13 protein-coding genes and 1 pseudogene are annotated in these 13,326 nt (G+C 58.9%); 6 read left to right on the forward strand and 8 right to left on the reverse strand.

Annotation, left to right across the window (positions count from 1 at the left end):
- Positions 1–68: 68 nt before the first annotated feature.
- From rimK to WBR57_RS06150, 3 genes are read right to left on the reverse strand one after another with little or no spacing between them, the layout of a single operon-like run.
- Complete coding sequence (gene rimK / locus WBR57_RS06140; RefSeq protein ID WP_003171022.1) at positions 69–974, reverse strand: 30S ribosomal protein S6--L-glutamate ligase; 906 nt, start codon at positions 972–974, stop codon at positions 69–71.
- Positions 971–1,420, reverse strand: a complete 450-nt coding sequence (locus WBR57_RS06145) for an ATP-dependent zinc protease (protein WP_424083074.1) — start codon at positions 1,418–1,420, stop codon at positions 971–973. The genes rimK and WBR57_RS06145 overlap by 4 nt, the downstream gene beginning before the upstream one ends.
- Positions 1,421–1,466: 46 nt before the next feature.
- Complete coding sequence (locus WBR57_RS06150; protein WP_424083065.1) at positions 1,467–2,246, reverse strand: EAL domain-containing protein; 780 nt, start codon at positions 2,244–2,246, stop codon at positions 1,467–1,469.
- A gap of 116 nt (positions 2,247–2,362) precedes the next feature.
- On the opposite strand from WBR57_RS06150, the gene WBR57_RS06155 reads away from it, so the two are divergent.
- Positions 2,363–2,770, forward strand: coding sequence for an RNA-binding S4 domain-containing protein (locus WBR57_RS06155; protein ID WP_233893305.1), 408 nt, complete (start codon positions 2,363–2,365; stop codon positions 2,768–2,770).
- Between the two features lie 135 nt (positions 2,771–2,905).
- Here the strand turns inward: WBR57_RS06155 and WBR57_RS06160 are convergent, their stop codons facing one another.
- Positions 2,906–3,709: a phosphatase PAP2 family protein gene (locus WBR57_RS06160; protein ID WP_424083066.1), complete on the reverse strand. Its 804-nt coding sequence runs from the start codon at positions 3,707–3,709 to the stop codon at positions 2,906–2,908.
- A gap of 125 nt (positions 3,710–3,834) precedes the next feature.
- On the opposite strand from WBR57_RS06160, the gene hslO reads away from it, so the two are divergent.
- Both hslO and WBR57_RS06170 read left to right on the forward strand, forming a co-directional pair.
- Complete coding sequence (gene hslO, locus WBR57_RS06165) at positions 3,835–4,737, forward strand: Hsp33 family molecular chaperone HslO (RefSeq protein WP_424083067.1); 903 nt, start codon at positions 3,835–3,837, stop codon at positions 4,735–4,737.
- Between the two features lie 179 nt (positions 4,738–4,916).
- Entirely contained in the window at positions 4,917–6,458 is a 1,542-nt protein-coding gene (locus WBR57_RS06170) for a phosphoenolpyruvate carboxykinase (protein ID WP_424083068.1), read from the forward strand.
- A gap of 57 nt (positions 6,459–6,515) precedes the next feature.
- Here WBR57_RS06170 and WBR57_RS06175 read toward each other — a convergent pair whose 3' ends face one another.
- From WBR57_RS06175 to WBR57_RS06190, 4 genes are all read right to left on the reverse strand, one after another.
- Positions 6,516–7,367: an EamA family transporter gene (locus WBR57_RS06175; protein WP_424083075.1), complete on the reverse strand. Its 852-nt coding sequence runs from the start codon at positions 7,365–7,367 to the stop codon at positions 6,516–6,518.
- A 173-nt stretch (positions 7,368–7,540) separates the two neighbouring features.
- Positions 7,541–8,179: a DUF1493 family protein gene (locus WBR57_RS06180; protein ID WP_424083069.1), complete on the reverse strand. Its 639-nt coding sequence runs from the start codon at positions 8,177–8,179 to the stop codon at positions 7,541–7,543.
- A 372-nt stretch (positions 8,180–8,551) separates the two neighbouring features.
- Positions 8,552–9,151, reverse strand: coding sequence for a putative adenosine monophosphate-protein transferase Fic (locus tag WBR57_RS06185; RefSeq protein ID WP_424083070.1), 600 nt, complete (start codon positions 9,149–9,151; stop codon positions 8,552–8,554).
- Positions 9,151–9,321, reverse strand: a complete 171-nt coding sequence (locus WBR57_RS06190; protein ID WP_424083071.1) for a YhfG family protein — start codon at positions 9,319–9,321, stop codon at positions 9,151–9,153. The genes WBR57_RS06185 and WBR57_RS06190 overlap by 1 nt, the downstream gene beginning before the upstream one ends.
- 175 nt (positions 9,322–9,496) lie before the next feature.
- On the opposite strand from WBR57_RS06190, the gene WBR57_RS06195 reads away from it, so the two are divergent.
- The 3 genes and pseudogenes from WBR57_RS06195 to WBR57_RS06205 all read left to right on the forward strand — a co-directional run bounded on the left by WBR57_RS06195 (position 9,497) and on the right by WBR57_RS06205 (position 13,301).
- Positions 9,497–10,672 carry a tetratricopeptide repeat protein gene (locus WBR57_RS06195; protein WP_424083072.1) on the forward strand — a complete coding sequence of 392 codons (1,176 nt, stop codon included), beginning with the start codon at positions 9,497–9,499 and terminating at the stop codon, positions 10,670–10,672.
- Positions 10,673–10,909: 237 nt separating this feature from the next.
- Positions 10,910–12,847: pseudogene (locus WBR57_RS06200) on the forward strand (RecQ family ATP-dependent DNA helicase).
- Positions 12,848–12,869: 22 nt separating this feature from the next.
- Complete coding sequence (locus WBR57_RS06205) at positions 12,870–13,301, forward strand: acyl-CoA thioesterase (protein WP_424083073.1); 432 nt, start codon at positions 12,870–12,872, stop codon at positions 13,299–13,301.
- The last annotated feature ends 25 nt before the right edge of the window (positions 13,302–13,326 follow it).

A 13,326-nucleotide genomic window follows, 5' to 3' on the forward strand; every position in this document is an offset into this window, starting at 1 on the left:
GATGTATTGACTGATTCGGCGCTTTCGCGAGCAAGCCCGCTCCCACAGTGGTTTGTGGCGTTTGTTACTCAGCCCTTGCCCTTGGTCCGAGTCATGTTCGGCCCACCATTCTTCTCCAGATGCTGAATAATGATCCCCGCCACATCCTTGCCCGTGGTGGTCTCGATGCCTTCCAGGCCCGGCGATGAGTTCACCTCCATCACCAGCGGCCCATGGTTGGAGCGCAGGATATCCACACCCGCTACCGCCAAGCCCATCACCTTGGCCGCCCTCAGCGCCGTCATGCGTTCTTCCGGGGTAATCTTGATCAGGCTGGCGCTGCCACCACGGTGCAGGTTGGAGCGGAACTCGCCCGGCTTGGCCTGGCGCTTCATGGCGGCAATCACCTTGTCCCCGACCACGAAACAACGGATATCCGCGCCACCGGCTTCCTTGATGTATTCCTGCACCATGATGTTTTGCTTGAGGCCCATGAACGCCTCGATCACCGACTCGGCGGCCGTTGCGGTTTCACACAGCACCACGCCGATGCCCTGGGTGCCTTCCAGCACCTTGATCACCAGCGGCGCGCCGTTGACCATCTCGATCAGGTCCGGGATGTCATCCGGGGAGTGGGCAAAACCGGTCACCGGCAGGCCGATGCCGCGACGTGACAGCAGTTGCAGCGAACGCAGCTTGTCCCGCGAGCGTGCAATGGCCACGGACTCATTCAGCGGGAACACGCCCATCATTTCAAACTGGCGCAGCACCGCACAGCCGTAGAACGTTACCGAAGCGCCGATCCGCGGGATCACCGCGTCGAAGCCTTCCAGCGGCTTGCCCCGGTAGTGGATCTGCGGCTTGTGGCTGGCAATGTTCATATAGGCCCGCAACGTGTCGATCACCACCATTTCGTGGCCACGTTCGGTGCCGGCCTCGACCAGGCGGCGGGTGGAATACAGACGCGGGTTTCGCGACAGCACAGCAATCTTCATGCAGCACCTGGGGCAGAAATAGTAGAGACCGGGAACACCGGCTTGTCTTGAACGTACTTGACGCCGGGGCTGACGACCAGATGGCCGTCAATCAGCGCCTTGGAACCCAGCAACAGGCGGTAACGCATGGCTTTGCGGCAGGCCAGGGTGAACTCCACCCGCCATACCCGATCCCCCAGCGCCAGCGTGGTGCTGATCACATAGCGCACCTGCGCATGGCCGTTGGAGCTCTTGATGGTTTTCATCGTCACCAGGGGCGCTTCACAGCGCCGGTGACGCAGTTGCACCACGCTGCCCAGATGCGCAGTGAAGCGCACCCACTTCTCACCGTCGCGCTCAAATGGCTCGATATCAGTGGCGTGCAGGCTGGAGGTGCTGGCACCGGTGTCGATCTTCGCGCGCAGGCCAGCCACTCCCAAGTCGGGAAGTGCCACCCACTCACGCAGACCCACAACGGTCAAATGGTCAAATGTCTTCAATATGGGTAACCGGTTAATTCGCCCAGGCGCGCGGAGAAACCTCGGCCAGGGCTTTGAATGCGGGCTTGGCGAACCAGTAGCCCTGCATCAGAAATATTCCGCAGTCGGACAGGAAGTCGCGCTCGCCGGCACTTTCGATGCCTTCGGCGATGACAGTAACCCCCAACTGCTCACAGATTGTGACAATCCCCCGGACGATCACCTGACGGACACGGTCCTTGTCGACATCGCGAATCAGCGCCATGTCGAGTTTGATCAAGTCAGGTTGGAAATCGGCCAGCAGATTCAGCCCCGAATAGCCCGCGCCGAAATCGTCGATGGCGGTCTTGAAACCGAATTCGCGATATTCACGCAGAATATTCGTCAAATGGCGATAGTTATCTACGTGCTCGCTTTCCAGTGTTTCGAAAATCAGTTGGTTCAGCGGGAAGTTGTGCGCCCGAGCCGCCTCCAGGGTGCTGCGGATACACAGCTCCGGGCGGTACACGGCGTTGGGCATGAAATTGATGGAAAGGTGCGTTTGCATGCCCAGCTCAGCAGCCAGGGCAATTGCCTGGGTACGGCAGCGCTGGTCGAAACGATAGCGGTTGCTGTCGTTGACCTGGTCCAGCACTGACATCGCGCCTTCGCCATTGACGCCGCGCACCAACGCCTCATTGGCAAAAATCGAATGGTCGCGAAGGTCTACGATGGGCTGGTAGGCAAATGCAAAATCGAACCCCAGGGGCTCGCTTTGCTGGCACCCCACGCACCGTTGGTTAGGCGAGGTGAGTGAAATCGGAAAGTCGGTCACAGCGAATCCTCGCGAAAACAGGGTGCTACCTGGCGTATCTTAGGTGAGCCTTGGGGTTTATGCGTCGAAGGGTTTCAACGGTAAAGTTGCGACATTTTTCAGAGCGAGGAATTCAAGTGGCTCAAAAGCAGGAAGAGGAAGAAAAGGTCCGTCTGGACAAGTGGTTGTGGGCCGCACGCTTCTATAAAACGCGTGCCCTGGCCAAGGCTGCCATCGAGAGCGGCAAGGTGCATCATCGCGGCGAGCGCTGCAAGCCGGGCAAAGAGCCACGTGTCGGCGACGAGTTGCAGATTCGTACCGGTTTTGACGAAAAGACGGTCGTGGTGCAGGCGCTTTCCGTTGTACGGCGTGGCGCTCCAGAGGCTCAGGCGCTGTACGCCGAGACCGAAGCCAGCGTCGCCAAGCGCGAAAATGCGGCGGCCATGCGCAAGGCGGGCGCTACCGGCATGACCACCGATGGCAAGCCGAGCAAGAAGCAACGCCGCGACCTGTTCAAGTTTCGCGGCAGTGGCAATGACGAGTGATTGCGTAAATCTCCAGGCAATCGGAGGTCAAATACGGGAGCGGGCCTGCTCGCGAAAACGGTGGGTCAGTGAGAAACGCTTAACCTGACACTCCGCATTCGCGAGCAAGCCCGCTCCCACAGTCAGCCTGTACCGTTACGCTGCGGCGCGTATGACGCTCAATCGCCCGATCACCGGCAGCTTACCCAGTAACCCGAAGATGGGCGCCGTCACGCGCAGCAACGCCTCCGACACCTTCGCGGCAAACGGCGTGTAATACCCCCAGCCCAGTGCCAACAGGGCCAGCAGCACGCCGCCGATATAATCGTCTTGCCCCCAGTGCGCGCCCGCAACCAGTCGCGGCATCATGAACAACAGCGCCAGGCCCCAGATCACCAGCACCTGGCCAATGCGCTTGGCGAACACCGTCATGAACATCCCCCAGATCAGCAATACGGACGCATGGTCCCCCGGGAAACTCTGGCTTGAACGGTCCTTCAGCTCCCAGGTTTTCTCCAGCCCCGGGAAATAGTCACTCATCTGCACCGCCCCGCTGATCACCATCGACGGGCTACTGTGTTGCCAGCCCATCTGTGCTGCGAGTTTTGAAAAGAGCATGCGGATGAACAACAGCAGCAGCAAAATTCCGACAAAACCTAACGTCGCCTGGCGCACCTGCACGGCCTTGAAGACCCAGTCGCCACGAATCAGCAGCGCCAGCAGAATCACCCCGACCACCGCATCAAATGGTCGCAAACTCGCTACGGCCCACACATGCAGCCACGTTGAGTTACTCGCCAGCGGGTCATTGAGCAGATGAAACAGCCACTCGTCGAAAATCACACAGAGCATCTGGCCCGTGGGCCACAGCCAAAAACACAGCAGCCCGATAGCGAGTAGATTGCAAAGAGCCCATCGCCGGAGGTTCCACTTGGCTTGGAACAAACCCGGATTGTTCATAAACTGTCCCTCTACGCTCAATTAAGCTCTCCGTTTCCAGAAGAAAGCCGCACCAACATGGTGCTAAAGCGTTTAATTCTATAAACCTTGTAATCATTTTGTCATCAATTCAGATACCCAGACCTATGACTGATCTACCGGATACCGACTTCACCCAACGCTTCATCTTCGACGAGAACGACGCCCGCGGCGAACTGGTCTCGCTGGAGCGCAGCTACGCCGAAGTCCTTGCCAAGCACCCCTATCCGGAGCCGGTCGCGCAATTGCTCGGTGAGCTGATGGCGGCGGCTTCGCTGCTGGTGGGCACCATGAAATTCGACGGTTTGCTGATCCTGCAGGCCCGTTCCGAAGGCCCGGTGCCGATGCTGATGATCGAGTGCTCCAGCGAGCGCGAGATCCGCGGCCTGGCGCGTTACGACGCCGACTTGATTACCGCGGACGCCACGCTGTCCGACCTGATGGCCAACGGCGTACTGGCGATTACCGTCGACCCGACTGAGGGCCAGCGCTACCAAGGCATCGTCGACCTCGACGGCGAAACCCTGTCGGACTGCTTCACCAACTATTTCGTGATGTCCCAGCAAGTCGGCACCAAATTCTGGCTCAACGCCGACGGCAAGCGCGCCCGTGGCCTGTTGCTGCAGCAATTGCCGGCAGACCGTATCAAGGACGACGACGAGCGTACCGACAGCTGGCGCAAGCTGACCGCCCTGGCCGGTACCCTGACCGCTGAAGAGCTGCTGGCCCTGGACAACGAAACCATCCTGCATCGCCTCTACCACGAAGAGGCCGTGCGTCTGTTCGACGCACAGGGCCTGCGTTTCCATTGCAGCTGCTCGCGCGAGCGTTCGGCCAATGCCTTGGTCAGCCTCGGCCTGGAAGATGCACAGGATTTGGTAGTGGAGCACGGCGGGCATATCGAGATTGACTGCCAGTTCTGTAACCAGCGCTATCTGTTCGATGCTGCCGATGTCGCCCAGTTGTTCGCCGGTGCGGGTATCGACACCCCTTCCGACACCCGCCACTAAAACGTTTAAGCACAGGTAAATCACCTGACGAATGCCGGATTAGCGCTGTTCTGACGGGAGGGCCCTACTCTTTTTGGGCTTTTCTGGCATAATCCGGCCCACTTTTTTCGCGGTAGTAGTGCGCAACTTTCTACTACAAAACGTTTGGAGCACTCGGCCATAGGCCGACGGGGAACCTCATGACGCAAGCCAATAACGCCGTATACACCGATCTGAGTGTTGACGATCTGGTCAAAGAAGCCCTGCAGCGCGGTGAAGGCGTGCTTGCCGATACTGGCGCACTGGTCGTTGAAACCGGTCACCGTACCGGCCGTTCACCGGTCGACCGTTTCATCGTTGAAGAGCCTTCCACCCAGGCTTCCATCGCCTGGGGCCCGATCAACCGCAAGTTCCCGGCCGACAAGTTCGATGCCCTGTGGGCTCGCGTCGAGGCATTCAATAACGCGCAAGAGCACTTCGTTTCCCACGTTCACGTAGGGGCTTCCGAAGACCACTACCTGGCCGTGAAAATGACCACTCAGACTGCCTGGCAGAACCTGTTCGGTCGTTGCCTGTTCATCAACCCGGCCCAGTACAACCCGGCCGGTCGTGAAGAATGGCAAGTGCTCAACGTGGCCAATTTCGAGTGCGTGCCTGAGCGTGACGGCACCAACTCCGACGGTTGCGTGATCCTCAACTTCGCACAGAAAAAAGTCCTGATCGCCGGCATGCGCTACGCCGGTGAAATGAAAAAAGCCATGTTCTCGGTGCAGAACTTCCTGCTGCCGGCTTCCGACGTGATGCCGATGCACTGCGCCGCCAACATTGGCGAAGCAGGCGACGTGACCCTGTTCTTCGGCCTGTCGGGCACCGGTAAAACCACCCTGTCCGCCGACGAAAGCCGTTACCTGATCGGTGACGACGAACACGGCTGGGGCGAAGGCGTGGTGTTCAACATCGAAGGCGGTTGCTATGCCAAGTGCATCGACCTCTCCGAGAAGAACGAGCCGGTTATCTGGAAAGCCATCAAGCATGGCGCCGTGCTGGAAAACGTGGTCATCGACGATGCCAAGCACGCCGACTACACCAACGTCAGCCTGACCCAGAACAGCCGCGCAGCCTACCCGCTGGAACACGTTGCCAAGCGTTCCGAGAAGAACCTGGGCGGCGAGCCAAATGCAGTAATCTTCCTGACCTGCGACCTGACCGGCGTGCTGCCACCGGTGTCGATCCTCAGCGAAGAACAAGCGGCCTACCACTTCCTGTCCGGCTACACCGCACTGGTGGGTTCGACCGAAATGGGTTCCGGCGGCGGCATCAAGTCGACCTTCTCCACCTGCTTCGGCGCGCCATTCTTCCCACGCCCGGCCGGCGAATACGCAGAGCTGCTGATCAAGCGCATCCGTGGCTTCGGTTCCAAGGTCTACCTGGTCAACACCGGCTGGACCGGCGGCGGCTACGGCGTCGGCAAACGCTTCAACATCCCGACCACTCGCGGCGTCATCGCAGCGATCCAGAGCGGCGCGTTGATCGGTGCTGAGACCGAACACCTCGACACCATCAACCTCGACGTGCCACTGGCCGTACCGGGCGTTGAAACCGGCCTGTTGAACCCACGTAACACCTGGGCTGACAAAGCTGCCTACGACGAAGCCGCGAAAGCGCTGGCCGGCCTGTTCATCGAGAACTTCAAGAAGTTCGAAGTGAGCGACGCGATCAAGGCTGCGGGTCCGAAGTTGTAAAATTCGGACGCTGTAAAAAAGCCGCCCCTAGTGGGCGGCTTTTTTGTGCACGCAGGCTCAGTGCGCGATATGCAAAACCACCGCCCCAACCAGCACCAGCACAACCCCCAACACCTGCACCGCCGACAACCGCTCCTTGAAAAACACATACCCCAGAATCGCCGCAATCCCGCCCGACAACGTACTGATCACCGTCACCACCGACACCGACCCTGCCATCGCCCCCCACGAAAACGCCGAGAACCCACCCAGGTTCATCAGGCTCGCGCCGGTCAGCGTCGCGCAGTTTTTCAGTGGCGGGATTTTCAGACCGTCCTTGATCTTCAGCACCATCACCACCAGTACGCACAGGCCCACCAGGTAACCGAGCCAGAGCATGCTGATCGGCCCCAGCGCAGGCAGCGTGTAGCGGCCTTGCAGCCAGAAGCTGGTGCCGTACAGCAACGCCGCAAGCATGGCGTAGGCGATGGCGCGGTTCGAGCTGGTGTGCGGGACGCCGTTTTCTGTGTGGAGGCTGGAGAGGATCACGCCGATGACGCACAGGCCGATGCAACCGAGCTGGACCAGGCTGATGTGCTCACCGGTCGCCCAGGACAGCAAGGTGGTGACCACGCCGTAGGACGTCACCAGCGGTGCCACGATAGCGGCCTTGCCCAGCGCGAAGGCCTTGGACAGTGCCAAGGCGCCGGAGACGGTGAACAGCGCAGCAGCGATGCCCAGCAGCCAGACGCTTAGCGAAGCGTCCCGGGATTTGAGGAGCAAGGCGGGGAAGATGACCAGCAGCAGGGTCATGATCAGAAAGCCCAGCGCCTGGCCGAAATATACCGCGCGCTTAACGCCCACAGCGCGGGCATTGAGGCCGACCAGAAAATCCGTGCCGCCCCAGAGCAAGGCGGCCAGCAGGCCCATCATTACGTCCATGTAAGGTCCTTGGTATCTAGGCAGTTCGCCAGGGTGGCGCATAACCAACTGTGGGAGCGGGCTTGCTCGCGAATACGGGGTGTCAGGCAGAGTATTTCTCACTGACCCAGCGCATTCGCGAGCAAGCCTGCTCCCACATTTAGTATTCGCTGCTTTCGGGATTAGCTCAGGTTTTCCAGCGTCTGTGTGTCCCAGCTGTTGGTTTTGATGGCCAGGTAGAGCATGCCGATGGTCAATGGGACCTTCTCGCCACGCCCCTTGGCACGCCGCTTGAGGAAGACGTCAAACACCGGTGGGTTGAAATAACGATAAGTGTCGTAGTCGCCCAGGTCGAGGGAAAACTCCTGTTCCAGCACTTCCATGAGTTGCTTGGCCTCACCGCCGTCACAGCCCAAATCGAGATTGAGCGAAGTCTGCAGGCGGATGGTCTTGTGTTTCGGCAGGCCGATTTCTTCATGCAGCAGCTGCAAGAGGCGCTGCATGACGGGGTCTTCGGGGAAGTTGGGGGCGAGGTTCATGGTGGGGGCACGCAGGAGTGGGTGAGGAGGATGGTTGCGTTGGCGGCGGTATTTGTTACGTGTAATCAAAAGGCGAATGCCGATGATAAAGGCGAACGCCGTAAGGCTGTCGAGTTGTAGTTCTCTTAGCCAGGAAGTCGCGCCGAAGAGAAGTGTTGAGCCGATCACTATGAGAACGAGCCCGCCCCATTTTCTGAGTTCGGGATACCTCAATTTCCTGTCGATTATGACGGCGAAGGCGATGGAAATCAGGAGCGTGGCCCAATTTGTGTATTCGGTCATCGTGCCAACCTTCCATAGTGGCGGGTGTATTGAGTCCTATCCATTTTCACGAGCTCTGCCGACAAAAGTTGAGAGGGTGCTAGTGTCGGTCAGTCGAAGGGGTGTTCTGTAGAGGGGTGAGAGGGTATTTGAAGCAGTTTAGGAAAAGGGCTACGCGCCGTTTGGTAGCTTCTTACGGATGCTTCCGGTATTTGCTATTTGACAGTGACTTTTTACCTAAAACCGCCCATTGCGGGAGCCGGGCTTGCCCGCGATGACAGTGGGTCAGCGATATAGGTACAGACTGAAAATTCGCTATCCCGGGCAAGCCGGTTTGCACATTTTTAGCTCAGTGGCTGGCTTGGTTGTTTATCGACCGTCGGTTGCAGTCGATCAAGCGTTTACGGGTTTACTGATGCACCGCTCAAAAATCGCCTCCAGCCCTCGATAATCGCACGCGACTGCATCAATGTTCGCCGGTATCCAGGCCGCATGTTTGACCAGCCACCAGTTCACCGAAAAGCCTGCGTTCACGATGATCTGCTCGAACAGAATCCGCTGCGCGCGGCCATTACCTTCGCGGAAGGGGTGGATGACGTTGAGGTCGCCATAAGCCTCGGCAATCAGATGAACAAGTTCAGTTTGAGTCGCACCGACGTACCAGTTCGACTGTTCCATCTGCCGGATGATTTTCGCCGCTTCGGGTGGGATACGTTCCGGGGTGCAGAACAGGGTGTTGCCTTTTTGAATGTTGACGCTGCGCAACTCCCCAGCCCAGTCGTAGATATCGCCAAACAGGGTGCGGTGGATGTGTTGCAGGCGTTCGAGATTGTAGGGGGGTGGGTATAGCGGGATGCTGCCTACGGCGATTTCGGAGAGTTCTCGCTCGGCTTGATGAAGGAGTGCTTCGTCAAACAACTCGAGGCGGTTACGCAGGACGCTGCTACAGGGATAGCAGTAAGGATCCTGGCCCACCCCGTATTTTTCGAGCATCAGTGCGGCGTTTTGCGGTACTTGGCAAGAACGGCTTCGCGGGTCGGCAAGGGTTTGTCGACTTCGTTCGGCTGGGTGTCGAACCCCTCCAGGCGCAGGCTGGCCAGGTAATTGGAACGGCGGATCTTGTGGTAGTGATCCTGTTTTTGCTCAAACGTCGGTTCGCTCATTGCAGCGTACTCCTGGGTCGCAATGCTCAATTGTAGCGCAATGCGTGCGCGGGTATGCAGGATAAAAACCACGTCACATTCTGCACAAAAAGTCCGCCAGCCCACTCAATTCAGCGTATGTTTCAGCGCAAAATCTTGTAGGGCACTTTCGCCCACTACTTAAAGGGAGTTAAGCATGGGTTTGCTTCGTGTCGCTTCGGCGATGTCATTGTGTGCGGTGGCTTTTGCGGTCCAGGCCGAGCAGTTGCCGATTGAAGTGCTCAGCGCCGTGGTCAAGGACCAGAAAATCGCCGACGCCGAAGTGCTGCTGCAACGCAATGGCGCGCAGAACGTGGTAGGCCGCACCAATGCCCAAGGCCAGGTGACGCTCACCAGTGAATCCGCCGATGACGCCAGCAACTTGCTGATCATCAAGAAGTCCGGCTACTCCAACCTGGTGGTGAAGTGCCCGTGCAAGGGCATGACGTATGCCGTCAGCCCGGTGATGGAGAACCTCGACGGCCTGCGTGTGGTGCTGACCTGGGGCAAAAACCCGGAAGACCTCGACTCCCACATGATCTTCCCCGACAACAATATCTATTTTGAAAACCAGAAGGGCACCGACGCCGAGCTGGACGTGGATGACGTCGACAGCTATGGCCCGGAAACCATTACCCTGCAGAAAAAACACTACGGCGAAAGCTACGTTTACGCGGTGCATGACTTCACCAACCTCGCCAACCCAGGCTCGCGCCAGCTGTCGAACAGCGAGGCCAAGGTATTTGTGTACATGGGCCAGTCCCTGGTGCGTACGTACTACGTGCCGAAAAACCGCAGCGGCAACCTCTGGACCGTGTTCCGCATGACCGGCAGCGGCGACTTCCAGGACATCAACAGCTTCAGCGGCGTGAATGTGGAAGCCAAGGACGTGCTGAACGAGGTCAAACCGCTGCTGGATGACAGCGTCGCGGTCACGGCTGTGGCTGTCAGCTCCTCCGCACAGACCGATGCGAAGCGTCTTAACCTGCAAGGCGAAGCGGCCTACCAGGCTGGCAAGCTGGACCAGGCTATCGAGCTGTTCCGCCAGGCCATCGATCTGGACAATGGTTTCGGCAAGGCCTACGGCAACCTGGGCCTGGCGTATCAGAAGGCCGGCAATACTGCCGAGTCTATCTGGGCCAATCGCAAGGCCATCGCCCTAGCTACCGGCGCGAATGCCGCCACCGTGCGCGCCGGTGCGTACTACAACATTGCGCGGATCTACGAGGCGGCGGGGCAGTTCCCGGATGCGTTGCGGCACTACCAGTTGGCCAAGGAACAGAAGGCCAACCCGGTGTATGACACGGCGATCGAGCGCGTGCAGAATCGCTGATCTGGTTGTAGTAGAGATCTAAAAGTGGAGGCGGGCTTGCTGTGGCGAGCAAGCTCCCTCCCACATTTTATATATGCGTAATCCTGCTACCACCTCGGAATATGCCCACTTCGGCCCTAGGCCATCCCCCACTCTGTGTATCATCCTGTCTCTTTTTTCCTTGCGACCTTTCTCGATTCGCTGAATGTTCCGAGCTATGTTTTTGAGCCAACTCAGCGGTCAATGGAGTGACAGCTCATGCACGACACCCTCCAGCAGGTCTTTGGTTATCCACAGTTTCGCTTAGGCCAGGAACAGACGGTCCGCGCGGTACTGGGCGGGCGGTCGGCGGCGGCAATTTTCCCTACCGGGTCGGGCAAGTCCCTGTGTTACCAGCTGTCGGCGGTGCTGCTGCCGCACCTGACGCTGGTGGTGTCGCCGCTGTTGGCGTTGATGCAGGACCAGCTTGGTTTTCTGCAGCGCCACGGCATTGCAGCCGGCAGCATCGATTCGGCGCAAAGCCGTGAAGACGCCAATGACGTCATGGCCCGCGCGCGTTCGGGTGAGCTGAAAATCCTGATGATTTCCGTGGAGCGCCTGAAGAACGAGCGCTTCCGTAACTTCCTGTAAAGCGTGCAGATCTCGCTGCTGGTGGTGGACGAGGCGCACTGTATTTCCGAGTGGGGCCACAACTTCCGCCCGGACTACTTGAAGCTGCCGGACTACCAGCGCCAGTTCAATATCCCACAGGCGCTGCTGTTGACGGCCACAGCCACGCCCAAGGTGATTGCCGACATGCAGGCCAAGTTCGCCATTGCACCTGAGGATGTAGTCACCACCGGCTTCTACCGGCCCAACCTCAACCTGCTGGTGGAGCCGGTTGCTGGTGCGGATAAGCGTCGGCGTCTGGTGCAGTGGATGAGCGAGCGCGCCAATCAGCCCAGCATCGTGTATGTGACGTTGCAGAAAACCGCCGAGCAGATCGCCGAGCACCTGAACCGCAACGGCATCCAGGCCGAGGCCTATCACGCCGGTCTGCCCCACGATAAACGCGAAGGTATCCAGCAGCGCTTTATGGGTGGGCGCTCCAATTGCATCGTCGCCACCATCGCGTTTGGCATGGGCATCGACAAGAGTGACATTCGCAACGTGGTGCACTTCGACCTGCCCAAATCCATCGAGAACTACAGCCAGGAAATCGGCCGCGCCGGGCGTGATGGGCAACCCTCGGACTGCCTGGTGCTGGCCAACCGCGACAGCCTCAATGTGCTGGAAAACTTTGTATATGGCGACACGCCCGAGCAGGACGGCATTCGCCGCGTGCTGGACGAGTTGCAGGCCGCGCGAGGCGAGGGGCAGTGGGAGTTTTTGCTGAGGTCACTGTCGGACCACAGCAATATCCGCGAGCTGCCGCTTAAGACCCTGCTGGTGCAGTTGGAACTCAAGGGCGTGATCGCGCCGCGCTATGCGTTTTATGCCGAGTACCGCTTCAAGTACCTGATCGAACCCGAGGCCTTGCTGGCGCGTTTTTCCGGCGAGCGACAGCAATTTGTCTCAGCGATTATCCAGGTGTGCAGTCGCGCCAGAACCTGGGCGACCGTGGATTTCGACGCGCTGTACCAACAGCACAATGCCGAACGTAACAGGGTGGTGAAAGCGCTGGATTACTTTCAGGAACAGGGCTTGATCGAGCTGGAAAGCAAGCAGATGACCGAGGTCTACAGTTTGCTGAATACCGATTTTGACCCCCATGCGTTAAGCGAAGAGTTATACACAGGCTTCAAGCAGCACGAAGTCGGGGAGGTGGCGCGGATTCACGCCATGCTCGATTTGTTCGCCACCGAACAGTGCCTGGGGCAGCGCCTGGCGCAGTATTTTGGTGATGAACAAGCCCCGCAGCGCTGCGGGCATTGCTCGGTCTGCCACGGCCATGTGGCGCACCTGCCACCACCGCCGAGCTTGCCGCCGCATGTGGATAAAAACTTCATGGGGCTGTGCGGTGACTTTATCCACAGGCATCATGAGCACTCCGGCCATTTGCCGAGCGCCGAGCGGCTTACACGGTTTTTGGCTGGCATTAACGTGCCGTTGTTTACCAAGTTGAAGGTGCGGAACATTTCCGGTTTTGCTGCGCTGGAGGACTACCCTTACGCGGACGTGCGTGAGTGGGCCCAAACCCATTTGGATAACTTTTAAGATACCTTCATGAGACGTGCCGATGCCTGACTCAACGCCCGAACGCGCCGATTACCGTCACTTCCAGCCGATCATTACGCGCTGGCACGACAACGATGTGTATGGCCATGTGAACAACGTGACCTACTACAGCTTTTTCGACACAGCGGTGAACACCTACCTGATCGAACAGGGCGGGTTGGATATTCATGACGGTGAGGTCGTGGGGTTTGTGGTGAGTTCGGCATGCGATTACTTCGCGTCGATCGCCTTTCCCGATCGGATAGACATTGGCCTGCGCGTCGGCAAGTTGGGCAATAGCTCAGTGCAGTATGAGTTGGCGGTGTTCAAGGCAGGCGAACAGGAGGCCTGTGCGGCGGGGCGTTTTGTGCATGTGTTTGTGGATCGTGGGACGAACCAGCCGGTGACGATTCCGGGGAGGTTGCGCGAGGCCTTGCAGCGGTTGGTGGTGTGACGCAGTTTTGCGCGCGCTACAAAAC

Origin of the sequence: Pseudomonas sp. (assembly GCF_049590575.1) — a bacterium.
Classification (GTDB): Bacteria; Pseudomonadota; Gammaproteobacteria; order Pseudomonadales; family Pseudomonadaceae; genus Aquipseudomonas.